This window comes from Paraburkholderia sp. BL6665CI2N2 (genome assembly GCF_004366535.1).
GTDB lineage: Bacteria > Pseudomonadota > Gammaproteobacteria > Burkholderiales > Burkholderiaceae > Paraburkholderia.
Window position 1 is genome coordinate 5120863 of record NZ_SORC01000001.1, and the last position, 26219, is coordinate 5147081.

The following is a 26219-nucleotide window of genomic DNA, read 5'->3' on the forward strand; positions in this document are numbered from 1 at the left end:
ATGTCTCCGCACACCTGTTACCCATGTCTCCGGTCCATACACCGCGGCAAAGAAAGTAGGTGCCTGCCCCGCACAGGGGCGACGCTAATAGACCACTAACAATGCAAGGAAAGGCCAACCCCACGAAAACCCCCAACCAAACCACCGACCAGAGCAAAAAACCTCAATCGGGCAACTCAGCCGCCCCCATCCGCCTCGCAATAACCCGCGCCCGCTGCGCCAGATACTGCGACCCCCGATGCTCATCAAAATACTTAGGCTGCGGCAGCATGACCGCCAATCGCGCCGACTGCGCAGCAGTCAACCTACTCGCCGAAGTCTTGTAGTAGTAATGAGCCGCCGCCTCAGCCCCATAAACCCCATTCCCCCACTCAACGGAGTTGAGATAAATCTCAAAGATCCGTTCCTTGTCCATCAAGGTCTCAAGCATCCAGGTAATGATGAGTTCCTGCCCCTTCCGGATATAACTCTTCTCCCGAGACAAGAACAGATTCCGCGCCAACTGCTGAGTAATCGTCGACCCACCGCGCACAATCTTGCCCTTAGCCTTATTCCGCTCCCAGGCCTGCAAAATAGCGTCGGTCTCATAGCCGTTGTTATTAACAAAATTCGCATCCTCGGAAGCAATAATCGCGCGCTTCAGATTCCGCGAAATCTGGTCGTACGACACCCACGTATGCTGCACTGAAAGATCCGGCCGATCCTGCGACAACCGCCACGCGTCCGACCGCATAAACGACGTACTCCGCGGATTGACGTAGTTCCAAACCGCGATCTGCCCGAAGTAAAACGCCTGCGTCGCCAGCCACGCAATCGCCACCACGGCGCCCAGATAGACGATCCATCGCACCGGACCTGGCCGGCTCACGCGCCGCGTTGCTGTCATCGTGCGTCGAGTCCTCGTGTCCATGGCCGCTGCAAAGTAAACGCCGCCTTAGGCGTGCGAAGGCGCCGTCAACAGCGCGCGCAATTCGGCCAGCACCGGTGCGCCGTCAGGCCGCACACCACGCCACACGTAAAACGATTCAGCCGCCTGTTCGACCAGCATGCCGAGCCCATCCGCACCGTGCGCGCCCAGCTTCCGCGCATGTTCCATGAAGACCGTCGGATGCGCGCCGTACATCATGTCGTAGGCAAGCGTGCCGTTGCCGAACGCGCGGTCGTCGCACTCCGGCAGCGACGCGTCCAGACTGCCCGCCGTCGCGTTGACGATCACGTCGTAGGTGCCCGCCTCGATCGCCCGCGCGCTGCCGCCGCTCAATCGGCACGCGGCATCACGCGCGGCTTGCGCGAATTGATCCACCAGCGCCTCGGCCTTTTCCGCCGTGCGATTGACGATGGTCAACGTATGCGGCGTGCGGTCCAGCATCGGCAGCACCACGCCGCGCGCGGCGCCGCCCGCGCCGAGCAACAGAATGCGCGCGCCCTTCAACGACACGCCGAGATTCACCTCGATGTCACGCACGAGGCCGAAGCCGTCCGTGTTGTCGCCGTAAATACCATTCGCGTCGATGCGCAACGTATTCACCGCGCCCGCCGCCGCCGCGCGCGGCGACAACGTGTCCGCAAAGGCATGCGCGTGGAGCTTGAACGGCACGGTCACGTTCAGCCCGCGCCCGCCCGCATCGATGAAGGCCCGCACGTGCGGCACGAACGCATCCACCGGCGCGAGCAGGTGGCCATACTCGACGGGCTCGCCGGTCTGCGCGGCAAAGCGCCCATGAATGAACGGCGACTTGCTGTGGCCGACCGGGTTGCCGATGACCGCATAGCGGTCGCGTGAATCCTGGGTGCTCATCGCCCCGGCTCCGCAATGTGCTGATGGGTAACGGCACCGTCCGCGCCATCGCTGCTTTCGGCATCGTTCTTCACAGCGGCCGCGTCGTTGCCGTCGAGTTCGGCTTCGGCCTGCGCCTCGGCTTCGCCTTCGGCGCTCTCGTCCGGGGCGTCGATGATCTCCTCTTCGCCCTCGTCCGCTTCCTCAGCCTCGCTGCCGCTCGTCACGGTCGGCGCGTCGAGCACGTGCAACAGACGCACGGACGCTTCGACAGTCAACTCATCGATCGACATCACTTCCATCTGCAAACGCGTGCCGCGCGCGTGCACGCCGAGGCCAGGCACATGCAGCAGCAGCGGAATCTCTTCAAGGCGCACCAGATCGCCCTTCACCACCGACGCCACCACCTGCTTCCGGTTCTCCTGCTTCAGCCAGCGCAGACACCAGAAATATTCCATGCGGCGCTGGTGATCGGCATACGCGGTATACGTATCGTCGAAACCTTGCACGACAGCGAATAGATCGGCGTCTTTGGGCTTGAACGGCGCGGCCAGTTTCGCGGTCACGCCGTGCTGCACGCAGGCAATCAACTGCCACTGATTAACCAGGTCGACATAACGACGCAGCGGCGACGTGCTCCAGGCGTACTGCGTGACGCCGAGTCCTTCGTGCGGCGCGGCGTTAGTCTGCATGCGCGTACGCTTCGGACCGGTCGGCGCACCGAATGCGCGTTGCGTGCGATAAATGCCCGGCACGCCGTGGTCATGCAGGAACGCGCCCCACGACGAGTTCGCGAGAATCGCCAGCTCGGCGACGATCGTATCGAGCGGCGACCCACGCCGGCGCGGCGTGATCGTGATGTGCTCGCCTTCCACGTAGAAGTTGAAGTCGGTGTTGCGCTGCACTTCGCGACGCAAACCGTAACCGGCGCGCGCGGCCTGGCGCTTTTCGAACAGCGCCTGCGCGAACGGCCACAGCACGGCGATGTCGTCCTTGTGCGGATAGTCGCCGGTGCCGGCGGCGAGCGCCTCTTCGGTGACCAACTCGTCGAGCGTGTTGTGGCGCAGGTTGTTCTTCACGAACACGCGCTCGGCGCGCGTTTCGCTCGCGACGATTTCCTGCGTCTCGCGATTGACGATCACATACAGCGAGAGCGCCGGACGCAGGCCGCCTTCGGCCAGCGTGAACGCTTCGACGACGCTGTCGGGCAGCATGGTGATCTTGTCGCCAGGCATATACACGGTCGACAGACGCGTGCGAGCGATCGCATCGACCTCGTCGCCACGCTGAATGCCGAGCGCCGGTGCGGCAATATGCACGCCGATCCGCACGCGGCCATCGGCCAGATGCTCGACGGAGAAGGCGTCGTCGATTTCAGTCGTGGTGATGTCGTCGATCGAAAATGCCTGCACGTTTGCTTCGGGCAGATCTTCCGGCAAGCTGCCGACAGAAACGGGCGGAAAGCCCGTGCCGTGTGGGAAAAACTCGGAAAGGAATTTCGCTTCGTGCAACGCGCGCGCCGACGGAATGGCGCCGTTTTCCAGCATCAGACGCGCTTGCGAGATGCCGCGTGCCGCCGCAGCGCCTTCGAGCGCCTTGTACTCGATCGTGTTTTTGTCCGGCCTGGTCAACAGCGTTAGCGCCTTGCTGCCGGTGAAGGCTTCCGGCAGACGGCCGGCTTTCAGCTCGTCTTCATAGCCGGCCTGCACCAGCGCCTGCTGGCGCTTGCGCTCGAGGCCGGCGAGCGCCATTTTCAGTTGTTCCTGTGGCGCGCGCTGATACATGCCGCGGCCCTTGCGGCGGAAGTACACCGGCGAGCCGTGCATGCGCAACACCAGCGCGGCGCGCTCGATCGAGCCGAAACGCTCGCCGAAATACTCGGCGCCGAGGGTCGCGAACGGAAACTCGTCGTCAGGCGCACATTCCCACAGAAAATCCAGATCGATCTCCTGCGCGGCGGCGTCGGCTTGTTGCATCAGCTCGGCCGCGCTCGGCTTTTCGAATTCGATCAGCACGTCTTTCGCGCGCACCTTGGTGCGCCGGCCGCCCGGCAGCTCGACCTGAAAAGCATCGCCCTGGCGCGACAGCACGCTGCCGGCCTTGAAACTGCCCGATTCCTCGAAGAAAACGTTCACTCAATACTCTCGTTCTGACTTGCATCTGCCGGCGCGCCCGATCTGGTTCAGCGATCGGTCACTGCGTGCGCGGCACGGCAACGTGTTCGTGGTAGTGGATCCGCGGCGCGGTACGCGCGCGCCTGCGGCATGAATCATGATGCGCGGCAACTGCCGCGCTGCCGGAACACCCGGCATGACGTGACTGAATGCAACATCAAGCGGCTTCGCGCGGCGCCGGCGGCTCGACGTCTTCCGCGTCGCAAAAGGCCAGCACGTCGTCGACGTATTGCGCGAACTCGCTGATCGCGTGATCGCTCCCTTCGATCAGCGTAGTCCGTGCGCCGGGATAGTGCGCGAGCATTTCGCGGTAGTCGAGCACTTCGTCGCCGGTGGCGGCCATCAAATAATAGCGTTCGGGCCGCGTGATCGAGGCGACGCCGAGCGCGCGCAACTCATCCAGATGATGCGGCTCGACGACGATGCTGCCACCGCCGTGCCACAACGGCTGCTCGCCGAGATAGGCGCTCAGATCGCGCTGCGGCACGACCGCCGGGTTCAGCAGCACCGCCGGCCAACCGTGCTTTTCAGCCAGATACGTGGCGAAATAGCCGCCGAGCGAACTGCCGATCAGGGTGACGACTTTCGGCTGCGCCGCGGCCACCAGCGATTCGGCGAGCGCCACGGTCTCGAACGGCGAAACCGGCAACATCGGACAACACCATTCGTCGCTGCGGCCGAGCTCGACGAGCCGCGCCGCCAGCACGCGCGCCTTGAACGAATTGGGTGACGAGCGGAAACCATGCAGATAAAGGATCACGAAGCGCCTCGCGCGGAAAGGGCGTCGAGCAGTTTCTGATGCACGCCGCCGAAGCCGCCGTTGCTCATCACCAGAATCTGGTCGCCGGGGCGCGCTGCGTGGACTACCGCTTTGACCAGCGCGTCGAGATTGTCGAAAGCCTGCGCCTTGCCACCGAGCGGCGCGAGCGCCTCGCCGAGATTCCAGCCGAGCGCGTCGCGGCCGGTCGGCGCGCCGTAGCCGAACACGAGGTCGGCGTCGGCGAGACTGGCCGGCAATTGCGCCTTCATCACGCCGAGCTTCATGGTGTTCGAGCGCGGTTCCAGCACGGCGAGAATTCGCGTGTTGTCGCGGCCGACGCGGGCGCGCAAGCCGGCTACGGTCGTATCGATCGCGGTCGGGTGATGCGCGAAGTCGTCGTACACGGTCACGCCGTCGACGCTGCCGCGCACTTCCATGCGCCGCTTGACGTTGCGAAAGCTCGCCAGCGACCGTGCCGCCTGCGCCGGCGGCACGCCGACATGGCGTGCAGCGGCGATCGCGGCCAGCGCGTTCATGCGGTTGTGCTCGCCTTGCACCTCCCACTCGACCACGCCGACGCGCTTGCTGTTGTGATACACGGCGAAGCGCTCGTCGACCGGCACGCCGTCTTCCGCCGGCAAGGTTTGCCAGCCGCCCTGCACGCCGAAGCGCTCCACTTCGCTCCAGCAGCCGCGGGTCAGCACGCGCTCGAGCGCGTCTTCACGGCCATTCGTGACCACGCGGCCGATTCCCGGCACGGTGCGGATCAGATGATGGAACTGCGTTTCGATCGCGCCCAGATCCGGAAAGATGTCAGCGTGATCGAATTCGAGGTTGTTCAGCACCGCGGTCTTGGGCCGGTAGTGGACGAACTTGGAGCGCTTGTCGAAGAAGGCCGTGTCGTACTCGTCGGCTTCGATCACGAAGAAGCTGGAGTCGGTCAGCCGTGCCGACACGCCGAAATTCAGCGGCACGCCGCCGATCAGAAAGCCCGGGTTGAGGCCGGCGTCTTCGAGCAGCCAGGTCAGCATCGAGCTGGTGGTCGTCTTGCCGTGCGTGCCGGCCACCGCCAGCACCCATTTGCCGTTCAGGACATGTTCGCCGAGCCATTGCGGGCCGGAGGTGTACGGCAAGCCCCGGTCGAGAATGGCTTCCATCAGCGGGTTGCCGCGCGAGACCACATTGCCGATCACGAACAGGTCCGCGTTCAGGCCGTTCAACTGGTCCGCGTCGTAGCCTTCAATCAGGCCAATGCCTTGCGCCTCGAGCTGGGTGCTCATGGGCGGATAGACGCCAGCGTCGCAACCCGTCACGGTGTGGCCCGCGCCGCGCGCGAGGACCGCGAGACCGCCCATGAACGTGCCGCAGATACCGAGGATGTGGATGTGCATAAGCCTGTCGTGCCGCGCGGGCGTTTTTCCTGGAAGAGCCCCTACTAATCCGGCGCTTCGCGCCGGTCCCCCGAGGGGGCAAGAAAAGCGGGCGAGGCCCGGGGTTTTCCTGAGAGGGATGGGAGCGCAGAAGAGCGGCCGAAACGACCGTCTGCAAAGGACGCTATTGTAACCGACGCCTTTCGATCACCCTATGCGTGCGCGCCCGCGCCGCCGCGCCCCGCGCGCTGTGCGACCCGCCAGGAAAGGCCGTCGCCAATCTCTAGTATGATCGAGGGATGGTTCGCAAATCACACTTCGATCCGCAGCGCGTGCGCGAGGAAATCGCCATCGCGGCTGCCCGCCTGATCGCCGAAGACGGTCTGGACTACGCCACGGCGAAGCGCAAAGCCGCCCGCCAAGTGATCGGCGAGAGCCGTGTTGCCGGCGAATGGCTGCCGGATAACGACCAGATTGAAGAAGAAATCCGCGAGTATCAGTCGCTATTCCAGGGCGACAGCCAGCCCGCGCTGCTGCGGCGGCTGCGCCATATCGCGGTCGACTGGATGGAACGGCTCGCGCCGTTCAATCCTTATTTGACCGGCGCGGTGCTAGGCGGCACCGCCGGCGAGCACTCGGATATCCACCTTCAGGTGTTCTGCGACAACCCCAAAGAAGTCGCGATCTATTTTCTTAACGCCGACATTCAGTACGACGTCTCGGAAACGCGGCATTTCGCCGGCCGCGGCTATGTCGAGACGCTTAGCTTTCTGTGGCGCCCCACGAATGAAGGCCGCGACGCGGAGCCGGTCGGCGTGCACGTGGCGCTCTACGAAACGGACGACCTGCGCGGCGCGGTGCGTGCCGACGCGCGCGGCCGCACGGCGCGCGCGAACCTGCAGGCCGTGCAGACGCTGCTCGACGGCAGCGACGTCGCTCCTTCAACCAACTAGACTGACCAAGATGAATATGAGACGGATTCTGGCGGGCGCGTGTGTCGCCATCGTCGCCGCGGGGGGCGGGGTATTGGCCAACCATTGGCTGAACGGCGGTGCCGGGGAAGTCGCGCACGCCGCGCAACCGGCCTCCCCCCAAAGCGCGGTCGCTCAGCTCTGGACCGCCCCCGTCACGACGGTGGACGGCAAGCCGCAAACGCTAAGTGTGCTCAAAGGGCACCCAATCGTCGTCAACTTCTGGGCGTCGTGGTGTGGGCCTTGCGTCGAAGAAATGCCGTCTTTGTCGCAGCTTCAGCGCGACTACGCGAAAAAAGGCATCCAGTTCGTTGGACTTGGCGTCGATTCAGAGAAAAACGTTCAGGCGTTCCTGCAGAAAGTAAAAGTGGCGTATCCGATCTACATCACCGGCTTCGGCGGTGCCGACCTCGCGCGTGCGTTCGGCAATACTGCGGGCGGGCTGCCGTTTACCGTCGTAATCGACGCAAATGGCAACATTCGCTCGACAAAATTGGGACAAATCGACCCGCAAGCGCTGAAACAAACGCTCGACGCGCTTTAATTTCACATTTTTCTGACGCTCGATTACCCGCGGAAGGCGCGAAATTACGCGCAAATCCCACGGATTTGAGAGAAGATGGGCGCCCGGCGCGGCGGCAAAGCGCCGCCGGCATCGATCCGTACGCGCGCGAAACTAGACAAGTTTCTCTAATCAGCGCTAAAGTGCGCCCAATTCCACGGAAAAAGAAGCGACCATGACGCGACTGCTGGTACTGCACGGACCCAACCTCAACCTTCTCGGCACCCGGGAACCCGAGGTCTACGGTCGCGTGACCTTGCCGCAGATCGATCAGGCGCTGGCGGACCGCGCAGCGGACGCAGGCGTCGAACTCGCGTCGTTCCAGAGCAATCACGAAGGCGCTCTGGTAGACCGCATCCAATCCGCGCGGACTGAAAAAACCGATTTCATACTGATCAATCCCGCCGCGTACACGCATACCAGCGTGGCCATTCGGGACGCACTGGCGGGGGTCGGCATCCCGTTCGTCGAGATTCATCTGTCGAACGTGCATCGTCGCGAACCGTTCCGGCACCACTCGTATTTCTCCGACCAGGCTGAGGGCGTGATTTGCGGTCTCGGCTGGAAGGGATATATGTACGCGCTCGAATTCGCGCTCGACCGGCTGTCCGCCGGCTCGTCGCGCGGCTGATTCCAAACACGTCTAATTTGCGCCGGCTGCGTATGCGCCGGCACTTTTCGCATTAAAGGGGCTGCCTGATGGACTTACGTAAACTGAAAACTCTGATCGACCTCGTCTCGGAGTCCGGTATTTCCGAACTCGAAGTGACCGAGGGCGAAGGCAAGGTCCGCATCGTCAAGAATGCGCCGCCGGTTTACGTGCAGCCGTCCGCCTCATATGCGCCGCAATACGCGCAGCCGGCACCGGCAATCGGCGGCGAAGCGCCGGCTGCCGCAGCCGCGCCGGCTACGCCGGCCGCCGTCGCGCCGCAGGGCCATGTGGTGACCTCGCCGATGGTCGGCACGTTCTACCGTGCGCCGTCGCCGGGTGCCGATCCGTTCGTCCAGGTGGGCGACACGGTCAAGGAAGGCCAGACGATCTGCATTATCGAAGCGATGAAGCTGCTCAACGAAATCGAGTCGGACAAGTCCGGCGTGGTGAAGGAAATCCTCGTCGAAAACGGCCAGGCGGTCGAGTACGGCCAACCGCTGTTCGTGGTCGGCTGACGCGGCGCGCTTTACGCATGCCGCCCGCGCGCCCGTCGTTCCCAGGCGCGCGACCGATCCTCTGAGGCAGCCGGCGTTGTGATCAACCCGGCGCCCATTGATGAGTCGAAAAACCGCTATGTTTGAAAAAATCCTCATTGCCAATCGTGGCGAGATCGCGCTTCGTATCCAGCGCGCCTGCCGCGAACTCGGCGTCAAGACGGTCGTCGTTTATTCAGAAGCCGACAAGGAAGCCAAGTACGTGAAGCTCGCCGACGAGGCCGTCTGTATCGGCCCGGCGCCTTCGAACCTGAGCTATCTGAACATGCCCGCGCTGATCAGCGCGGCGGAAGTCACCGACGCCGAAGCGATTCACCCCGGCTACGGCTTCCTCTCGGAAAACGCCGACTTCGCCGAACGTGTCGAACAGTCCGGCTTCACTTTCATCGGCCCGCGCCCGGAAACCATCCGGATGATGGGCGACAAGGTCACGGCCAAGCAGACCATGATCAAGACCGGCGTGCCGTGCGTGCCGGGTTCGGAAGGCGCGTTGCCGGACGATCCGAAAGAGATCGTGAAGATTGCCCGCCAGGTCGGCTATCCGGTCATCATCAAGGCCGCCGGTGGCGGCGGTGGCCGCGGCATGCGCGTGGTCCACACGGAAGCGGCGCTGGTCAACGCGGTCAACATGACGCGCGAAGAAGCCGGCCGTGCATTCGGTAATCCGCAGGTCTACATGGAGAAATTCCTGGAGAACCCGCGGCACATCGAAATTCAGGTGCTGGCTGACTCGTTCAAGAACGCAGTCTGGCTGGGCGAACGTGATTGCTCGATGCAGCGCCGTCACCAGAAAGTGATCGAAGAGGCGCCGGCGCCGGGTATCGCGCGCCGCCTGATCGACCGTATCGGCGATCGTTGCGCGGACGCCTGCAAGAAGATGGGCTATCTGGGCGCGGGTACGTTCGAGTTCCTGTACGAAAATGGCGAGTTCTACTTCATCGAAATGAACACGCGCGTGCAGGTCGAGCATCCGGTCACGGAGCTGATCACGGGCGTCGATATCGTGCAGGAACAGATCCGCATCGCGGCCGGCGAGAAGCTCGCCTTCCGTCAGCGCGACATCGTGTTCAAGGGTCACGCGATCGAATGCCGGATCAACGCGGAAGATCCGTTCAAGTTCATTCCGTCGCCGGGACGTTTGACGTCGTGGCACATGCCGGGCGGCCCCGGCATCCGCGTCGACTCGCATGCCTACAATGGCTATTTCGTGCCGCCGAACTATGATTCGATGATCGGCAAGCTGATCGCTTACGGCGCCACGCGCGAACAGGCGATCAAGCGCATGCGCATCGCGTTGTCGGAGATGGTGGTGGAAGGCATTCAGACCAACATCCCGCTGCACCGCGAGCTGATGCTGGACGCGAAATTCGTCGAAGGCGGCACGAGCATTCATTACCTCGAAAACCGGTTGGCCGCGAAGCTGCAGGCCGCGCCGGAAGAAGCGTAACCCATGAGCTACCGGGAACTGATCGCCGAGTTGGCACGCGAGCAGGCGGAGGAATTCTCCGACGCGCTGCTCGAGTTGGGCGCGTTGTCCGTATCGGTTGAAGATGCGGACGCCGACACGCCCGACGAGCAGCCGCTGTTCGGCGAACCCGGTCTCACGCCGGATCGCACGGCGTGGCAGCGTTCGCGCGTGATCGCGCTGGTCGCGCCGGAACACGACCCTGCGGTGCTGCTCACTGCCGCCGCCAATGAAATCGGCCTCCCGGCGGCGCCTTCGTTCACCGTGCGTGAAGTCGAAGATCAGGATTGGGTGCGCCTCACGCAGTCGCAGTTCGATCCGATCAAGATCGGCGAACGCATCTGGGTCGTGCCGTCGTGGCACGATGCGCCGGACCCCCAAGCACTGGTGCTGGAGCTGGATCCTGGGCTCGCCTTCGGCACCGGCAGCCATCCCACCACGCGGCTTTGCATGGAATGGCTGGAGCAGTCGGTGCAGCCTGAGCAGTCCGTGCTCGATTACGGTTGCGGCTCCGGCATTCTCGCGATCCTCGCGAAAAAGTGCGGCGCGAATCCGGTGTACGGCATCGACATCGATCCGCAAGCGGTCGAGTCGGCGCGTCACAATAGCGAGCGCAACCGCGCGGAGGTCATCTATGGCCTGCCCGACGAATGCCCCGCCGGCGAGTTCGATATCGTGGTCGCCAATATCCTGTCCAACCCGCTCAAACTGATGGCGTCGATGCTTACTTCGAAGGTCAAGCCGGGTGGCAAGATCGCGCTGTCCGGCATTCTGGCGCGGCAAGCGGACGAGGTCGCGCAGGTCTACTCACGGTGGATCGACATCAGCGTATGGCGCGAACACGAAGGTTGGGTATGCCTGTCGGGAACGCGTCGCGAAAGCCATTAGAATAAGGCGTATTGTCCAACCAACGGCCTTCCGGCTCATCGGCTCAATATGCTCCTGGCGACGCGTTGCCCCTTCTGCGAAACCGTTTTTCGTCTGCAAACGGAACAGCTTGCGCTGCGCCGCGGCCTTGTGCGCTGCGGACATTGCCACGAAGTATTCGACGCATCGAGCAGTCTGTTCGACATTAGCGAAGGCGGTGATTTTTCGACCGCCAAACCGGTCGCCGCGGCTGCGGCGATAGAAGCGCTCTCGGGCGTGCGGCCGAAAAGCCCCGACTTCAGCGCCGAAGCATGGGACCCGTGGACGCCGGCACCCGACGCCGCCATCGACAAGCGTCTGCGCCACAACGCCGGCAATGTGCCGCTCTCGCCGGTCTCGACCGGCGCGGGCGTCGCCGTCACGCCGCGCCGCGCTACGGAGCCCGAACTGCAAGCCGGCGCATCCAACGCGCCACTTCCGCCCGACGATGAACCGGTGCTGGCGGACGCGCCGCTCGACCCGTTCGCGTATCACCTGGACCCGCCCGAGGAAGACACCGAAGCGCCGCGTGTCTGGCACAAGACCGAGCGCGCGCCCGATACGGCGCCGAGTGAACCGCTCGAAGAGCCGGTTCTGGACGAGCCGGCTACCTTGTATGGCATTCCTGACAATGAGCCGCGTTTCGGTTCGGCCGGCCTAGGCGCGGCCGGCCTAGGCGCGGCCGAGGTAGGTCCCGCCGGCTTTGGTCCGACCAGCTCAGGCCCAGCCAGACCCGATGCGTCGATGGCCACAGGCGCAGGCGCGGCGGCCTTTGCCGCTGCCGGCCCCGCCACCGCTACCGGTCCCGTCTCCGCCAGCGGCGAACCCTTCTCCGTGCAGCCGATCGACGACGGCCCCGATCCCTTCCCCGTGGTGCGCGAAACCCGCCCGGCCGAACCGCGGCGCATGGGCTGGATCATCGCCGGCTCGGTGGTGGCGGCGCTGTTGATCGTCGCGCTGCTCGCGCAACTCGCCTGGTGGCAACGCGAAACGGTGATGGTTTATTTCCCGCGCTCGCAGACGGTCTATGCGAAGGCCTGCTTGACGCTCGGCTGCCAGGTTACGCCGCCGCACGACATCGACGGCTTGCAGGTCGAGCCGTCCGATCTGCGGCAGATCGACGGCCCGCACAAGCTCGAACTGAAGATGCCGCTGCGTAACCGTTTCAATATCGCGCTCGCCTATCCGGCCATCGAACTCACGCTGCTCGACGACCAGAACAATGTCGCGGTGCGCCGCGTGCTGTGGCCGCAAGACTACGTCCCGCCCGGCACGCAGATCGCGGCCGGACTGCCCGCGCATACGACCCAGACCATGATCGTGCATCTCGACACGGGCAATGCGGTCGCTTCCAATTTCCGCGTACAGATTTTTTATCCGTAACGCTTTCCCGCGCGCCCGGCACTGACCGGGCGCGTTCACCGTCAATCCTGACGAATTTTCGGAGCACGACAACATGAGTCAAGTTACGCTGGGTGGCAACCCGATCGAAGTAGCCGGCACGTTCCCGTCCGTGGGCCAGGCCGCTCCCGCTTTCTCGCTGGTCGGCAAGGATCTGAAGCCGGTGTCGCTCGCCGACTTCGCCGGCAAGCGCAAAGTGCTGAACATTGTGCCGAGCCTCGACACACCGACCTGCGCCACCTCGACCCGCAAGTTCAACGAAGCCGCCGCCAAGCTGACCAACACGGTCGTGATCGTCGTGTCGGGCGATCTGCCGTTCGCGGCATCGCGCTTCTGCACGACCGAAGGCATCGAGAACGTCGTCACGGCGTCCACGTTCCGCGGCCATGAGTTCGCGCAAGCCTACGGCGTCGACGTGACGAGCGGCCCGCTGGCCGGCCTGACGGCACGCGCCGTGGTGGTGATCGACGAGAACGACAAGGTCGTTCACGCTGAACTGGTCGGCGAAATCAAGAACGAACCGAACTACGACGCAGCCCTCGCCGCGCTGAAGTAACACCTTCGCGCACGAACCCGGCGCCGCGCTTCATGCGCGGCGCTGTCACATCGTCGCGCCCATTCTCTTTATCGTTTTTACAGGAACGCTCGCCTTGGCTACGCTGATTTGCGGCTCGCTCGCCTACGACAACATCATGACCTTCGAAGGCCGGTTCCGGGAGCACATCCTGCCGGAGCAGGTCCACATCCTGAACGTGAGCTTTCTGGTGCCGACCATGCGCCGCGAGTTCGGCGGCTGCGCGGGCAACATCGCGTATTCGCTGCATCTGCTGGGCGGCGACGCGCGCATCATGGGCACGCTCGGCTCGGTCGACGCGCAGCTCTATATGGACCGCTTCGAGCAACTCGGGCTGTCGACGGAGAGTGTGCTGGTGGTGCCGGACACGTACACGGCGCAGGCGATGATCACCACGGACCTGGAAAACAATCAGATCACCGCGTTCCACCCGGGCGCGATGATGCAGTCGCATCTGAATCGCGCTGATCAGGCCAAGGGCATCACGCTCGGCATCGTCGGGCCGGACGGTTACGACGGCATGATCCAGCACGCCGAGCATCTCGCGGCCGCGGGCGTCCCGTACATTTTCGATGTAGGCCAGGGCTTGCCGCTCTTCGACAGCGAGTCGCTGCGGCGCATGATTGAACTCGCCACTTATGTAGCGGTCAATGACTACGAAGCCAAACTGGTGAGCAATAAAACGGGCTGGTCGATCGAGGAGATCGCCGGCAAGGTCGAGGCGCTGATCGTCACGCTCGGCGAGCATGGCGCGCAGATCCATCACGCGGGCGGTATCGAAGAGATTCCGGCGGTGAAGGCACAGCAAGTGCTCGATCCGACAGGTTGCGGCGACGCGTTTCGCGGCGGCTTGCTGTACGGCATCGAGAATAAGCTCGGCTGGGCTACCACCGGGCGGCTGGCGAGCCTGATGGGCGCGCTGAAGATCGAACATCAGGGCCCGCAAAATTACGCGCCCAGCCGGGCCGAGATCAACGAGCGGTTCAAGCAGGCGTTCGGATACGACCTGCCGTAATACCGAGAGCTATTGGAGTTTAGGGAATGAGAATAACGAGTCGCCTGATCGTGGCCGCCTTGATTGCCGGTTCGCTGGCCATGTCGGGGTGTGCGTACAACAGCAGTTCCGCGGACGTGTACACGGCGTCGCAGGCGCAGCGCGAAGAAACGGTCCGCATGGGCACGGTGGATAGCGTGCGCGCCGTGAAGATCAGTTCGAACAATGGTCAGCCAAGCGGTCTCGGCGCGATCGGTGGCGGCGCTCTGGGCGCGGTGGCCGGCAGCAGGATCGGTGGTGGCACCGGCGCGATCGTCACGGGCATTATTGGCGGCCTGGCAGGCGCGGTGGCCGGCAATGCGGTCGAGAACGGCGTCGCGGTGCACGACGGTCTCGAGGTCACCGTCCGGCTCGATAACGGCGACATGCGCGCCATCACGCAAAGCGCCACGGGCGAAATCTTCCGCGCCGGCGAACGCGTACGGTTGCTTTCCAGCGGCGGCGTCACGCGCGTCACGCACTAAGTTTCCCCTCGCGCGCGGCGAGGCTGTCTGCCGCCGCGACGACCTCACACGCATGCCCTCCCCTGTGCATGCGTTTTTTTCGCCTGCACGTTTTTCGCCGGGTGACTTCGCCGATTTCGCCTGGTGATTTCGCCGGGCGAAAAAAATCCCGTCGCCGGAAACCGGCAACGGGACTGACCGAGTAGCGCTCATCACGCTACTCAAGCGCTACTCGATCATCGGACACATCATGCGACGTGTCGAAGTACTTCTACCGCTCAGCGTCCGGATTACGGACGGCTGCCCGTCGGGAACGGCCATGCCGCTGCCGGGTTCAGCGCGGTCTTCACCGTCGCCGCCGGTGCGCTCGAGACAGAAGTCGCTGCGGGTGCGGGAGCCGCCTTCTTGGCGACAGCCTTCTTCGCAGGGGCAGCCTTCTTGGCAGGAGCAGCGGCTTTCTTCGCGGCAGCCTTCTTGGCAGGCGCAGCCTTTTTAGCGGCAGCCTTTTTCGCGGGCGCAGCCTTTTTAGCAGCAGCCTTTTTCGCAGGCGCAGCCTTCTTAGCCGGTGCAGCCTTCTTCGCTGCAGCCTTCTTGGCCGGTGCTGCCTTCTTTGCTGCAACCTTCTTCACTGCGGCTTTCTTAGCCGGTGCAGCCTTCTTCGCAGCAACCTTCTTCACTGCGACTTTCTTGGCTGCAGCCTTCTTGGCCGGAGCAGCTTTCTTCGCTGCAACCTTCTTGGCCGGTGCTGCCTTCTTCGCTGCGACCTTCTTCACTGCCACTTTCTTGGCAGCGACTTTCTTTGCCGGAGCAGCTTTCTTAGCCGGAGCAGCCTTCTTTGCTGCGACCTTCTTGGCTGCGGGTTTCTTTGCGGCGGCTTTTTTTGCAGTTGCCATCATTTTCTCCTTCAGGTTTTCAGATGAGAGTCAGTTCAAACTACACCCTTCGTCAAAACCCGCTTCCCGCGGACGCTTCTCAGGGCGCGCGCTACGAAGCGGGCTATTCATCGGCGTACGCAGGTGCTGCGCGCTTACGCTAATGAATGCGGTAAGGCGCGCCGTGCCAAAAGGCACCGCGCGCCAGATCTGTTCGGCGTTGAAGCTCAACGCCGGCAATTGCTTGATCGAGCCGCCGGCAACGACGCCAGCGGCTTTTTCCGGGGGGAAGTTTGCCCATCCCACTGAAGGGTTCGCAAAGTGCCTGTCATAGTTGTGGGCCGCGAAGGCACGCGGCGCACCGGGCATGCTTTGCATCAGGCGATTCTGCTCCTAGCCAAAATTGCCGCGGCCCAAGCCGACGGCATCCCCATCGATGAATGCATCTGCAGCACGAACCCGGATCACTCCCAGGTCAGCGCGCCGCCAGTCTGATATTCGATCACTCGCGTCTCGAAGAAGTTGCGTTCCTTCTTCAGGTCGATCATCTCGCTCATCCACGGGAACGGGTTTTCCTCGTTCGGGTACAGCGGATCGAGACCGATCTGCTGGCAACGGCGGTTGCAGATGAAGCGCAAATAGCTCTTGAACATCGACGCATTGAGGCCGAGCACCCCGCGCGGCATCGTGTCTTCTGCGTAACGATATTCAAGTTCGACCGCTTGCTGGAAGATCTCGCGGATTTCCGCGCGGAACTCAGCCGTCCAGAGTTGCGGGTTTTCGAGTTTGATCTGGTTGATCAGGTCGATGCCGAAGTTGCAGTGCATCGACTCGTCGCGCAGGATGTACTGGTACTGTTCCGCGGCGCCGGTCATCTTGTTCTGGCGACCCAGCGCCAGGATTTGCGTAAAGCCGACGTAGAAGAACAGGCCTTCCATCACACAGGCGAACACGATCAGCGAGCGCAGCAGCGTCTGGTCTGCCTCGAGCGTGCCGGTCTTGAAGGCCGGATCGGTCAGCACGTGGATGTACGGAATCAGGAATTCGTCTTTCGCGCGGATCGAGGAAACCTCGTGATACGCGTTGAAGATTTCGCCTTCGTCGAGACCCAGCGATTCGACGATGTACTGGTAGGCGTGCGTGTGGATCGCCTCTTCGAACGCCTGGCGCAGCAGGAACTGGCGGCATTCGGGCGCTGTGATGTGGCGGTAGGTGCCCAGCACGATATTGTTGGCGGCGAGGGAATCGGCCGTGACGAAGAAGCCCAGGTTGCGCTTGACGATGCGGCGCTCGTCTTCGGTCAGACCGTTCGGGTCTTTCCAGAGGGCGATGTCGCGCGACATGTTCACTTCTTGCGGCATCCAGTGGTTGGCGCAACCAGCCAGATACTTTTCCCAAGCCCACTTGTATTTGAACGGCACCAACTGATTGACGTCGGTCTGGCCGTTGATGATGCGCTTGTCGGCGACGTTGACCCGCGCTTCCGAAACGGCAGCCGTTCCGGCAACAGCGTGAGCGACGGGAGCGACAGCGATGTCGTTCGCGAAAACGTCTTGAGCCGAGGGAGCATGAGGAGCGGAACGCGTTCCGACTTGCGAACCGACAGCCGATCCCGCAGCGCTACGCAACACATTCTGTTGCGTAGCGCTCGAGGGAGTTACGGCAGTGATCTCGTCATCCCAGTTGAGCATAAATGTCACCATCAATTTAGAACGGTTTGTACCATCTTTTCACGAGCGATAAAAGAGTTCGCTGATGAAAAATCCTGTTTTCGATTCGCGTTGCTACGTTCATACAACACTTTGTTCAACGGAGTGTGTGCATCACCTCATGTGAAGCGTGTTGAACGTGTGTCGTCGAGGTGCTTCGCGAGCTCGAAGAGCAACGTGTCGATGCGACGTTTCGCTGCTCTATCTATCTGTATTGCGGAGCGTGCCTGTAGCGTCTTGCGACTGCTGACTGCTGACTCGCGTTGCTCGTCGCGATGGTCCGCGCTTGCTTCGCGCTTGCCCTGCGAGTGCTTCGCATTTGCCTCGCATTTGCCTCGCGTTTGCCTATTCGTCAGTGCCGGCGAGGTGAAGTTCAATGCCATGTCGAGCGATGCATCGGGCCGGCTGCGTTGATCGACCCATCGATCGAAGCGTTTGCTGCGCGCACTGTGTCGCGCGCTTCGTCTGGTGCTGCCGACTGCTGATTGCCGAGTGACCGCTTCAAGACTTCAGTGACCTGCCCTGCTTCACTGCGCCGCCTCGCTGCGTTGCGATGAACAGCGCGCCTCGGATTCACTCGCCGCGCCGCTCATCGGCTTCACTTCTACTTCACTTGCTTCAGCTTCGCTGCTCGCTGCATGCGGGTCATTACCTACAACCCGTCAGCAAGCAGCGATCCTGCTACCTGCGTGCTTCTTATTGGCAAGCTTCGCACTCGTCGAAGCCAGGATCGCCCGGACGCATCATGCACACCGGACCGTCCGCTTCCGGCGCTGCTTCAACCGCGACTGCTGCCGTGGCCGCTGCAGCCTGAAAGCCACCCGCGGCACCACCAGCCGCGCCATTGTTCGCACCGAAACCACCGGCCGCGCCACCCGCAGCACCGCCCGAACCTTCGCCGCCACCCGAACTCACCGCGTTCAGCGCGCCGTGCGCCACCGTCGATTTCTCGACGTGAGTCGCCGCCATCGTGCGGAGGTAGTAGGTCGTCTTCAGACCACGCACCCAGGCGAGCTTGTAGATCTCGTCGAGCTTCTTGCCCGACGCGCCGCCCATGTAAATGTTCAGCGACTGCGCCTGGTCGATCCACTTCTGCCGACGCGAAGCCGCTTCGACCAGCCACTTCGGATCGACCTCGAACGCGGTGGCGTAGATCGCACGCAGGTCGGCCGGGATGCGGTCGATGCGCGAGAGCGTGCCGTCGAAGTACTTCAGGTCGGCGACCATCACTTCGTCCCACAGGCCGCGCGCCTTCAGGTCGCGCACCAGGTAGTCGTTGACCACCGTGAATTCGCCCGACAGATTCGACTTCACATACAGGTTCTGGAAGGTCGGTTCGATGCAAGCCGACACGCCGATGATGTTCGAGATCGTCGCCGTCGGCGCGATCGCGACGCAGTTCGAGTTGCGCATGCCGTAGGTGGCGATGCGCGAACGCAGTTCGGTCCAGTCCATCGACTCGCTCGAATCGACTTCGACATAACCGCCGCGCGCTTGCTCCAGCAGCTTCACCGAGTCTTGCGGCAGGATGCCGCGATCCCACAGCGAGCCACGGTAGCTCGAGTAGCGGCCGCGTTCCTGCGCCAGCTCCGTCGACGCGTAGTAAGCGTAGTAGCAAACCGCTTCCATCGACGTGTCGGCGAACTTGACCGCTTCTTCCGACGCGTACGGCGTGCGCAGCAGGTGCAGGCAGTCCTGGAAGCCCATGATGCCCATGCCGACCGGACGGTGCTTCAGGTTCGAGTTACGCGCCTTGGCGACCGCGTAATAGTTGATGTCGATCACGTTGTCGAGCATGCGCATCGCCACGCTGACGGTGCGCTTCAGCTTGTCGTGGTCGAGCACGAGCGTGCCGTCGGCCTGTTCCTTCAGGTGAGCGACGAGGTTCACGGAGCCCAGGTTGCAGACGGCGATTTCGGCGTCGCTGGTGTTCAGCGTGATTTCCGTGCACAGGTTCGACGAGTGGACGACGCCGACGTGTTGTTGCGGCGAGCGCACATTGCACGGATCCTTGAACGTGATCCACGGGTGGCCGGTTTCGAACAGCATGCCCAGCATCTTGCGCCACAGTTGCGCCGCCGGGATCTTCTTGAACAGCTTGATCTCGCCCCGCGCGACCTTGTCTTCGTAAGCCGTGTAAGCCGTTTCGAATTCCGCGCCGAACTTGTCGTGCAGATCCGGGCAGGTGGACGGCGAGAACAGCGTCCAGTCGCCGCCTTCCATCACGCGCTTCATGAACAGATCGGGAATCCAGTTCGCCGTGTTCATGTCGTGCGTGCGACGACGGTCGTCGCCGGTGTTCTTACGCAGTTCGAGGAATTCCTCGATGTCCAGGTGCCACGTTTCCAGGTACGCGCACACCGCGCCCTTGCGCTTGCCGCCCTGGTTCACGGCAACTGCCGTGTCGTTGACCACCTTCAGGAACGGCACGACGCCTTGCGACTTGCCATTGGTGCCCTTGATGTGCGAGCCCAAAGCACGCACGCGCGTCCAGTCGTTGCCCAGACCGCCGGCGAACTTCGACAGCAGCGCGTTTTCCTTCAGCGCTTCGTAGATGCCGTCGAGGTCGTCGTCGACGGTGGTCAGGTAGCACGACGACAGTTGCGAACGGCGCGTGCCCGAGTTGAACAGCGTAGGCGTGGACGACATGAAGTCGAAGCTCGACAGCACGTTGTAAAATTCGATCGCGCGCGCTTCGCGGTCGATCTCGTTCAGCGACAGACCCATCGCGACACGCATAAAGAATGCCTGCGGCATTTCGATGCGCACACCGTCGTGATGCAGGAAGTAGCGGTCGTACAGCGTTTGCAAACCGAGGTAGCCGAATTGCAGATCGCGGTTGTTGTCGAGCGCGGCGCCGAGGCGCTTCAGGTCGAACTGCAGCAGCTTGTCGTCGAGCAGCTCGGCTTGCACGCCGCGCTTGATGAACTGCGGGAAGTATTCGGCGTAACGCTCGCCCATTTCCGTTTGCGTGACTTCCTCTTCGAGGATCTCGCGGCGGATCGTGTGCAGCAGGATGCGCGCGGTGACCTGGCTATAAGCCGGATCTTTTTCGATCATGGTGCGGGCAGCCAGGATCGCCGAGTCGTAGACCTGGCTCATCGGCACGCCGTCGTACAGATTCTTGACCGTTTCCGCGATGATCGGATCGGCGCTCACGGCGTCGCCCAGGTTCGAGCAAGCCAGCTCGATGATGCCGCGCAGCGCAGCCATGTCCAGCGGACGCGTGACGCCGTTGTCGGTCACGTTCAGACCCGGCGTGTTCGCCACGATCTGATCGTCATGGCCGCGAGCCTGCGTGCGCTTCTCGCGATACAGCACGTACGCACGCGCGACGTTGTGCTCGCCGCCGCGCATCAGCGCGAGTTCGACCTGATCCTGAATGTCTTCGATATGGAACGTGCCGCCGTTCGGACGGCTGCGCACGAGCGCGCGCACCACGTTCTGCGTGAGCTGCTCGACCAGTTCGCGCACACGCGCCGACGCGGCGCCTTGACCACCGTTCACGGCCAGAAATGCCTTCGTCACGGCGATGGCGATTTTCGACGGTTCGAACGACACGACGCTGCCGTTGCGGCGGATCACCTTGTAGTCGGCGAAGGTCGCTTGCGGCGCGAGCGCCTGTGCGCCTTGTGCCTGGCCGAAGGCCTGGCCAGTCGGTGAGCCCTCGTACCGGGTCGTCACGTTGTCGGTGGTTTGCATGTGCAAAGCTCCTGGTCCTGGAAATGTTGCGGGAAGATCCGCGGATTAAAACGAACGCTGCGCCGCCGCGTGCGCAAGCGATGAGGTGCAGGAAAAGGACCGGCTGAGCCGGCTGGCGGGATGCGAGTGCGATGAAGCCTGGTTCGAATTGATAACGGTCTTCATCGTGTATGTCGCGATCACTTGCCAAGCCCCTTTCCTGAATGCTTCTGGATGCCGCCGGTGGTCTCTCCGGCCACGCCACAGGAATATTTTTTCGCTGCCTGAAATGCTTGCGGCGCCGTGCTCGGAGAGCGGACGCCGCTGACTTATTCACCCAGTTGTGCACCCGGTTATTCACATGGTTATGCACAGAACACCACAAGATGTAGTGCACAACTGGATTTGTGGCACCAAGTATAGTGGAGATTCGAGACAGGTCAAATCGAAATATTTACTTTCGATGTCTTGACTTTTGCTTAGCGCGGCGCGAAGCCGACTCCCCGGAGAACAAGGCAGCGCCTCGCTCTCCTCGCATCACGCGAAGTCGCGCGAAGGGTCGTTACCGCGTTTTGGAAAACTTGAGATAGGGGAAATACTGAGCGTCGAGCGCGGTATCGCGCTGCAGACGCGACCATTCGAAATGCGGCCCAGGATCGGTCTTGCGACCGGGGGCGATGTCCGAGTGACCGGCAAGCGCTTCGACCGGATAGCGAGCCTTGAGCGCGCTCACCAACGCACCGAGCGTGCGGTACTGAGCCGCTTCGAAAGGCGCGGTGTCGCTGCCCTCCAACTCGATGCCGATCGAGAAATCATTGCAGCGCTCGCGGCCGAAAAAATTCGACGGCCCGGCGTGCCACGCGCGTTCGTTGCACGACACGAACTGTTCGAGCGCGCCGTCGCGATGAATCACGAAATGCGCCGACACCCGCACGCCGCGCAAATGCGAGTCGTAGTAGGGATGGGTGTCGCAATCGAGCGTGTTGAGGAACAGTTCAGCGATCGCGGTGCCGCCGAATTCGTTGGGAGGCAGGCTGATGTTGTGAACAACGATCAACGTCGGCACGGCCCCTGCGGGCCGCGCTTCGAAATTCGGCGATGGCAGTTTGCGCGCGGCGGCGACCCAACCGTCGGCGTCGACGGCGAACTCGACGCTCATCGAGCGTCGCGGCCCGTGGGTCGCGCGCCGTGACGCTGCGCGTGCGCGGCGCTGCAGAACGGCTGCCCCGCCACCACCACGGAATCGCTCTTCGGCGCGTGCACGCCGCATTCGACACAACGGATCATCGGCTCGGGGAGTTGCGCCGGCGCGGACGCGGTTGAACCCGCGCCGCCGTTCGGACCTTTGGCACCCGCAGCGCCATTCGCGCCGGAGCCGGTGCGTTGCGACGCCTGCGCGTCATGACGGCGCAGCGCCTTCACCAGCCACTGGCCGACGATGAACAACAGGATCAGCAGAAAAATTTGTCGCATGGGACACGCTCACACTACAGCACGGTGCAACAGCACCTCGAATACAAACCGGCTGCCGACGTACGCCAGCAACAGCGCGACGAACGACGCCAGCACCCAGCGCAGTGCCGCACGGCCGCGCCAGCCGGAAACCTTGCGCGCCGTCAGCAGCGCGCCGAACATCACCCAGGAAAGAATCGCGAACACGGTCTTGTGATCGAGCCGCAACGCGCGGTCGACCAGTTGCTCGCTGAACAGAATGCCCGACACCAGCGTCAACGTCAGCAGGACGAAACCCGCGCCGATCAAACGGAACAGCAGCTTCTCCAGCGTGAGGAGCGGCGGCAGCGTATCGAGCCAGCTCGACAGCCAGCCGTTGCCCGCCGCAGCCGCGTGACGCTGCGCGACGCCGCCGCGCATGGCATGCAGCCGCCGCTCGACGAGCAGCATCAGAATGGCGTGCAGCGCCGCAATCGCGAACAAACCGTAGGCGATGTTGGCGATCAGGAAGTGCAGCTTGAACATCGGCGCGGCGGAATACGGCAGCACGCGCACGCCGCCGAACGCGAGCGGCAACAATGAAGCGACACAGGCGAGCGGCAGGACTAGCAGGCGCAGACCGTCGAGCGGAAAGAAAAAGCTCTCTATCCAATAGATGCCGGCGCCCAGCCAGAACATGGCCGACAGCGCGAACGCGAAGCCGAACACCATGGCGTTCTGCGGGAAGATGGTGGTATGCAGCAGCACCCCGTGGGCGAGCAGCGCCACGAACAACAGCGCGCGGCCCGAGCTGCTCATGCCCGAAGCAGCCGACGGAGCCGACACGGACGCCGGCGCGGCGGGCACCGGCGGCACGCTTTCGAGCATGGGATGCAACGCGGCGTGCCGGTGCGAGCGCCAGCCGGCCACGGCTAAACCGCCGTAGAGGAGCGCAGTGAGGGCATACAGTACAATATCCATATTCGAAGTTTACACTAGGCCCCTGCTCCGCGACGTCTCCTGCATCGCGCCCCGCTCCGGCCGCACTGTTCATCGCTCCCCATGCTCGACAATCTGACTCAACGGATGGCGCGCGTCGTCAAGACGCTGCGCGGCGAAGCCCGGCTCACCGAGGCGAACACCCAGGAAATGCTGCGCGAGGTGCGTCTCGCGCTGCTCGAGGCCGACGTGGCGCTGCCCGTCGTGCGCGAGTTCATCGCCAAGGTGAAGGAAAAGGCGCTCGGCGAAGAAGTCATTAGCAGTCTCTCGCCGGGCCAGGCGCTGGTGGGCGTGGTGCAGCGCGAGCTGACCGCGATCATCGGCGGCGACTACGAAGGCAAGGCGGTCGAGCTCAACCTCGCCGTCACGCCGCCGGCCGTCATCCTGATGGCGGGTCTGCAGGGCGCGGGTAAGACGACCACCGTGGGTAAGCTCGCCAAGTTGCTGCGCGAGAAGTACAAAAAGAAAGTACTGACCGTCTCGTGCGACGTTTACCGCCCTGCCGCTATCGCGCAGTTGAAGACGGTGACCGAGCAGGTCGGCGCGGATTTCTTCCCGTCCGAACCGGATCAGAAACCGGTCGACATCGCGCGCGCCGCGGTGGATTGGGCCAAGCGCCACTATCACGACGTGCTGCTGGTCGACACGGCCGGCCGTCTCGGCATCGACGAAGCGATGATGCAGGAAATCACCGCGCTTCATAACACGCTGAAGCCGGCGGAAACGCTGTTCGTGGTCGACGCGATGCTCGGTCAGGACGCGGTCAACACCGCCAAGGCCTTTAGCGACGCGCTGCCGCTCACCGGCGTGGTCCTGACCAAGCTCGACGGCGACTCGCGCGGCGGCGCCGCGCTCTCCGTGCGTCACGTCACCGGCAAGCCGATCAAGTTCGTCGGCGTCGCGGAAAAGCTCGACGGCCTCGAAGTCTTCTACCCGGATCGCATGGCGAACCGGATTCTCGGCATGGGCGACATTCTCGCCCTCGTCGAAGAAGCGCAACGCGGCGTGGACGTGCAGGCCGCGCAGAAGCTCGCCGACAAGGTCAAGAAGGGCGGCGACTTCGATCTGAACGACTTCCGCGCACAGCTCACGCAAATGAAGGGCATGGGCGGCCTGTCGTCGCTGATGGACAAGCTGCCCGCGCAGTTCCAGCAGGCCGCCGCCGGCGCCAATATGGGCCAGGCCGAGAAACAGATGCGCCGCATGGAAGGCATCATCAATTCCATGACACCGCAGGAGCGCGCCAAGCCCGATCTCATCAAGGCCACGCGCAAGCGCCGCATCGCCGCGGGCGCGGGCGTGCAGGTGCAGGAAGTCAACCGCATGCTGAATCAGTACGACCAGATGCGTACCATGATGAAAAAGCTCAAGGGCGGCAATCTGCAAAAGATGATGCGCGGCATGAAGGGTATGTTGCCCGGCATGCGCTAAGCTTTAGCAAGACGGCGACGCGCGTTCCGCGCATGAACCACGGAACGCGCCCCTGACTCCGCTGGGCCGACTCCCGCTTTGTGCGGGTTTATTCTGTACCGCGCGCCGCCGTCCTCACTCACACTATGTATACAGTCACCGCCCGCCAGACGTCATGAACCGCGAAGAAGCTCTCCACATTTTTAGCCACTCCGAAGAAATCGTTTCGGCCGACGACGTCAACGCGTCGATCAGCGGCATGGCGGCCGCCATCCGCAACGAGATGAGCGAGGACTTCCCGCTCGTACTGTCGGTCATGGGCGGCGCGGCGGTGTTCACCGGCATGCTGCTGCCACACCTCGATTTCCCGCTCGAGTTCGACTACATCCACCTCACCCGCTACCGCAATACCACCAAGGGCGGCAACGAGATGCAGTGGCGCGTGGCGCCGGCGGAGTCGGTGAAGGATCGCGTCGTGCTGGTGCTCGACGACATTCTGGACGAAGGCGAGACGATGGCCGCGATTCGCGACCGCATTCTCGCGATGGGCGCGAAGCGCTTCCTGAGCGCGGTGCTGTGCGAGAAGATCATTCCGAAGGCCAAGCCGCTGCGTCCGGATTATTGCGGCTTCGAAGTGCCGGACCGCTACGTGTTCGGCTGCGGCATGGATGCGAAGGGCTATTGGCGCAACCTGCCGACGATTCGCGCGCTGACCGAAGGGGCTTGAGATCTCTTTGAGGGGCCCGCTTTCGGGCGATTGAATCGGTATCGGTATGGAAAAAAAAGCGGCCCGCGGGCCGCTTTTTTGTTGGCTGTGTGACGCCGCCGCGCCAAACATTGGCCCGCTCCGGCATCACAGTTGATGCACGAACGACCGGATACCGCCGAGCATCATCTCCACCGAAATCGCCACCAGCACGAGACCCATCAGCCGCTCGAAGGCCATCATGGCGCGCTCGCCGAGCCACGCCTGAATGCGCTCCGCCAGCATCAGCACGATCGCGCAGACCACCATCGTGACGGTCAGCGCGCCGATCCACTCGAACATCTTGCCGGGCGCCTGCGACGTCAGCAGCATCACCGTGGCGAGTGCCGACGGCCCCGCCAGCGCGGGAATGGCGAGCGGCACGATCAGCGGCTCTCCGCCGCGCGTGTCGCCGCCGAACGGACCGTCCGGATGCGGAAACACCATTCTGAGCGCGATAAGAAACAGCACGATCCCGCCGCCGATACGCAACGACTGGTCGGTCAGACTCATCATGCGCAGAAAGCGGTCGCCGACCACCATGAAGATCAGCAGAATAGCGAAGGCGATCGCCACCTCGCGCAGAATGACGACCGTGCGCCGCTTCGGCGCCACCCCGCGCAGACAGCTGATGAAGAGCGGAATGTTGCCGAGCGGATCGGTGATCAGAATCAGCAGGACGGTCGCGGACAGGAAGGTGTACTCCACC

25 protein-coding genes are annotated in these 26219 nt (G+C 63.2%); 12 read left to right on the plus strand and 13 right to left on the minus strand.

The genetic code is table 11. From position 1 onward, the window contains the following. Positions 1-163 precede the first annotated feature (163 nt). The 5 genes from mtgA to mpl form a co-directional block, all read right to left on the minus strand. Complete coding sequence (gene mtgA, locus B0G81_RS22880) at positions 164-886, minus strand: monofunctional biosynthetic peptidoglycan transglycosylase (protein WP_121307153.1); 723 nt, start codon at positions 884-886, stop codon at positions 164-166. A gap of 48 nt (positions 887-934) precedes the next feature. Further along, positions 935-1798, minus strand: coding sequence for a shikimate dehydrogenase (gene aroE, locus B0G81_RS22885; protein WP_134138428.1), 864 nt, complete (start codon positions 1796-1798; stop codon positions 935-937). Continuing rightward, the gene (locus tag B0G81_RS22890) at positions 1795-3912 is read right to left on the minus strand and encodes an RNB domain-containing ribonuclease (protein ID WP_134138429.1); all 2118 of its coding nucleotides are present in this window, start codon (positions 3910-3912) and stop codon (positions 1795-1797) included. Before B0G81_RS22890 ends, aroE begins: the two co-directional genes overlap by 4 nt. 196 nt (positions 3913-4108) lie before the next feature. Continuing rightward, entirely contained in the window at positions 4109-4711 is a 603-nt protein-coding gene (locus B0G81_RS22895; protein ID WP_134138430.1) for a YqiA/YcfP family alpha/beta fold hydrolase, read from the minus strand. Then, a complete protein-coding gene (gene mpl, locus B0G81_RS22900) occupies positions 4708-6102 on the minus strand; it encodes a UDP-N-acetylmuramate:L-alanyl-gamma-D-glutamyl-meso-diaminopimelate ligase (protein ID WP_106285204.1) in 1395 nt (464 codons plus the stop codon). Before mpl ends, B0G81_RS22895 begins: the two co-directional genes overlap by 4 nt. 278 nt (positions 6103-6380) lie before the next feature. Here mpl and B0G81_RS22905 point away from each other — a divergent pair, with 278 nt between their 5' ends. From B0G81_RS22905 to B0G81_RS22950, 10 genes are all read left to right on the plus strand, one after another. After that, positions 6381-7034 (plus strand): UDP-N-acetylmuramate--alanine ligase, encoded by a 654-nt coding sequence (locus tag B0G81_RS22905; protein WP_106285203.1) that lies wholly within the window; start codon positions 6381-6383, stop codon positions 7032-7034. A 10-nt stretch (positions 7035-7044) separates the two neighbouring features. After that, positions 7045-7596 (plus strand): TlpA disulfide reductase family protein, encoded by a 552-nt coding sequence (locus tag B0G81_RS22910; RefSeq protein ID WP_166679048.1) that lies wholly within the window; start codon positions 7045-7047, stop codon positions 7594-7596. Between the two features lie 193 nt (positions 7597-7789). Beyond that, positions 7790-8245, plus strand: a complete 456-nt coding sequence (gene aroQ / locus B0G81_RS22915; protein ID WP_030100935.1) for a type II 3-dehydroquinate dehydratase — start codon at positions 7790-7792, stop codon at positions 8243-8245. A 68-nt stretch (positions 8246-8313) separates the two neighbouring features. Continuing rightward, positions 8314-8781, plus strand: a complete 468-nt coding sequence (gene accB, locus B0G81_RS22920; RefSeq protein WP_106285201.1) for an acetyl-CoA carboxylase biotin carboxyl carrier protein — start codon at positions 8314-8316, stop codon at positions 8779-8781. 118 nt (positions 8782-8899) lie between these two features. After that, positions 8900-10267, plus strand: a complete 1368-nt coding sequence (accC, locus tag B0G81_RS22925; protein ID WP_106285200.1) for an acetyl-CoA carboxylase biotin carboxylase subunit — start codon at positions 8900-8902, stop codon at positions 10265-10267. Positions 10268-10270: 3 nt separating this feature from the next. Beyond that, positions 10271-11173 carry a 50S ribosomal protein L11 methyltransferase gene (gene prmA / locus B0G81_RS22930; protein ID WP_134138432.1) on the plus strand — a complete coding sequence of 301 codons (903 nt, stop codon included), beginning with the start codon at positions 10271-10273 and terminating at the stop codon, positions 11171-11173. Between the two features lie 48 nt (positions 11174-11221). Further along, positions 11222-12574, plus strand: a complete 1353-nt coding sequence (locus B0G81_RS22935) for a zinc-ribbon and DUF3426 domain-containing protein (RefSeq protein WP_134138433.1) — start codon at positions 11222-11224, stop codon at positions 12572-12574. Between the two features lie 73 nt (positions 12575-12647). After that, entirely contained in the window at positions 12648-13148 is a 501-nt protein-coding gene (tpx, locus tag B0G81_RS22940) for a thiol peroxidase (protein ID WP_106285197.1), read from the plus strand. 94 nt (positions 13149-13242) lie between these two features. Next, the gene (locus B0G81_RS22945) at positions 13243-14181 is read left to right on the plus strand and encodes a carbohydrate kinase family protein (RefSeq protein WP_116118319.1); all 939 of its coding nucleotides are present in this window, start codon (positions 13243-13245) and stop codon (positions 14179-14181) included. Positions 14182-14207: 26 nt separating this feature from the next. Beyond that, positions 14208-14684: a glycine zipper 2TM domain-containing protein gene (locus B0G81_RS22950; RefSeq protein ID WP_106285195.1), complete on the plus strand. Its 477-nt coding sequence runs from the start codon at positions 14208-14210 to the stop codon at positions 14682-14684. Between the two features lie 269 nt (positions 14685-14953). Here the strand turns inward: B0G81_RS22950 and B0G81_RS22955 are convergent, their stop codons facing one another. The 7 genes from B0G81_RS22955 to ccsA all read right to left on the minus strand — a co-directional run bounded on the left by B0G81_RS22955 (position 14954) and on the right by ccsA (position 23337). Further along, the gene (locus B0G81_RS22955) at positions 14954-15556 is read right to left on the minus strand and encodes a histone H1-like DNA-binding protein (protein ID WP_134143190.1); all 603 of its coding nucleotides are present in this window, start codon (positions 15554-15556) and stop codon (positions 14954-14956) included. Positions 15557-15586: 30 nt separating this feature from the next. After that, a complete protein-coding gene (locus B0G81_RS22960; RefSeq protein WP_116118320.1) occupies positions 15587-15913 on the minus strand; it encodes a hypothetical protein in 327 nt (108 codons plus the stop codon). An 86-nt stretch (positions 15914-15999) separates the two neighbouring features. After that, on the minus strand, positions 16000-17226 hold the full coding sequence (locus B0G81_RS22965) for a ribonucleotide-diphosphate reductase subunit beta (protein WP_134138434.1): 1227 nt from the start codon (positions 17224-17226) through the stop codon (positions 16000-16002). Positions 17227-17940: 714 nt separating this feature from the next. Further along, entirely contained in the window at positions 17941-20946 is a 3006-nt protein-coding gene (locus tag B0G81_RS22970) for a ribonucleoside-diphosphate reductase subunit alpha (RefSeq protein WP_106285190.1), read from the minus strand. Between the two features lie 541 nt (positions 20947-21487). Next, on the minus strand, positions 21488-22084 hold the full coding sequence (gene ampD, locus B0G81_RS22975) for a 1,6-anhydro-N-acetylmuramyl-L-alanine amidase AmpD (RefSeq protein WP_134138435.1): 597 nt from the start codon (positions 22082-22084) through the stop codon (positions 21488-21490). Then, positions 22081-22398 carry a PP0621 family protein gene (locus B0G81_RS22980; protein WP_116118323.1) on the minus strand — a complete coding sequence of 106 codons (318 nt, stop codon included), beginning with the start codon at positions 22396-22398 and terminating at the stop codon, positions 22081-22083. Before B0G81_RS22980 ends, ampD begins: the two co-directional genes overlap by 4 nt. A 9-nt stretch (positions 22399-22407) precedes the next feature. Continuing rightward, a complete protein-coding gene (gene ccsA, locus B0G81_RS22985) occupies positions 22408-23337 on the minus strand; it encodes a cytochrome c biogenesis protein CcsA (protein WP_116118324.1) in 930 nt (309 codons plus the stop codon). 81 nt (positions 23338-23418) lie between these two features. On the opposite strand from ccsA, the gene ffh reads away from it, so the two are divergent. Continuing rightward, the gene (ffh, locus tag B0G81_RS22990; RefSeq protein WP_012434393.1) at positions 23419-24786 is read left to right on the plus strand and encodes a signal recognition particle protein; all 1368 of its coding nucleotides are present in this window, start codon (positions 23419-23421) and stop codon (positions 24784-24786) included. A 154-nt stretch (positions 24787-24940) separates the two neighbouring features. Further along, entirely contained in the window at positions 24941-25492 is a 552-nt protein-coding gene (locus B0G81_RS22995) for a hypoxanthine-guanine phosphoribosyltransferase (protein WP_012434394.1), read from the plus strand. Positions 25493-25618: 126 nt separating this feature from the next. Here the strand turns inward: B0G81_RS22995 and B0G81_RS23000 are convergent, their stop codons facing one another. Further along, entirely contained in the window at positions 25619-26218 is a 600-nt protein-coding gene (locus B0G81_RS23000) for a MarC family protein (protein ID WP_106285185.1), read from the minus strand. Position 26219: the final 1 nt, after the last annotated feature.

Bases quoted from the DNA above. Each gene is read 5' to 3' on its own strand.
- B0G81_RS22965 (WP_134138434.1), bottom strand. From the start codon at position 17,226: ATGCTCAACTGGGATGACGAGATCACTGCCGTAACTCCCTCGAGCGCT.
- B0G81_RS22910 (WP_166679048.1), top strand. From the start codon at position 7,045: ATGAATATGAGACGGATTCTGGCGGGCGCGTGTGTCGCCATCGTCGCC.
- B0G81_RS22970 (WP_106285190.1), bottom strand. From the start codon at position 20,946: ATGCAAACCACCGACAACGTGACGACCCGGTACGAGGGCTCACCGACT.
- ampD (WP_134138435.1), bottom strand. From the start codon at position 22,084: ATGAGCGTCGAGTTCGCCGTCGACGCCGACGGTTGGGTCGCCGCCGCG.
- mpl (WP_106285204.1), bottom strand. From the start codon at position 6,102: ATGCACATCCACATCCTCGGTATCTGCGGCACGTTCATGGGCGGTCTC.
- B0G81_RS22980 (WP_116118323.1), bottom strand. From the start codon at position 22,398: ATGCGACAAATTTTTCTGCTGATCCTGTTGTTCATCGTCGGCCAGTGG.
- B0G81_RS22905 (WP_106285203.1), top strand. From the start codon at position 6,381: ATGGTTCGCAAATCACACTTCGATCCGCAGCGCGTGCGCGAGGAAATC.
- ccsA (WP_116118324.1), bottom strand. From the start codon at position 23,337: ATGGATATTGTACTGTATGCCCTCACTGCGCTCCTCTACGGCGGTTTA.
- aroQ (WP_030100935.1), top strand. From the start codon at position 7,790: ATGACGCGACTGCTGGTACTGCACGGACCCAACCTCAACCTTCTCGGC.
- B0G81_RS22960 (WP_116118320.1), bottom strand. From the start codon at position 15,913: ATGCAAAGCATGCCCGGTGCGCCGCGTGCCTTCGCGGCCCACAACTAT.
- B0G81_RS22935 (WP_134138433.1), top strand. From the start codon at position 11,222: ATGCTCCTGGCGACGCGTTGCCCCTTCTGCGAAACCGTTTTTCGTCTG.
- B0G81_RS22995 (WP_012434394.1), top strand. From the start codon at position 24,941: ATGAACCGCGAAGAAGCTCTCCACATTTTTAGCCACTCCGAAGAAATC.
- aroE (WP_134138428.1), bottom strand. From the start codon at position 1,798: ATGAGCACCCAGGATTCACGCGACCGCTATGCGGTCATCGGCAACCCG.
- accB (WP_106285201.1), top strand. From the start codon at position 8,314: ATGGACTTACGTAAACTGAAAACTCTGATCGACCTCGTCTCGGAGTCC.
- tpx (WP_106285197.1), top strand. From the start codon at position 12,648: ATGAGTCAAGTTACGCTGGGTGGCAACCCGATCGAAGTAGCCGGCACG.
- B0G81_RS22955 (WP_134143190.1), bottom strand. From the start codon at position 15,556: ATGGCAACTGCAAAAAAAGCCGCCGCAAAGAAACCCGCAGCCAAGAAG.
- mtgA (WP_121307153.1), bottom strand. From the start codon at position 886: ATGACAGCAACGCGGCGCGTGAGCCGGCCAGGTCCGGTGCGATGGATC.
- ffh (WP_012434393.1), top strand. From the start codon at position 23,419: ATGCTCGACAATCTGACTCAACGGATGGCGCGCGTCGTCAAGACGCTG.
- B0G81_RS22950 (WP_106285195.1), top strand. From the start codon at position 14,208: ATGAGAATAACGAGTCGCCTGATCGTGGCCGCCTTGATTGCCGGTTCG.
- prmA (WP_134138432.1), top strand. From the start codon at position 10,271: ATGAGCTACCGGGAACTGATCGCCGAGTTGGCACGCGAGCAGGCGGAG.
- accC (WP_106285200.1), top strand. From the start codon at position 8,900: ATGTTTGAAAAAATCCTCATTGCCAATCGTGGCGAGATCGCGCTTCGT.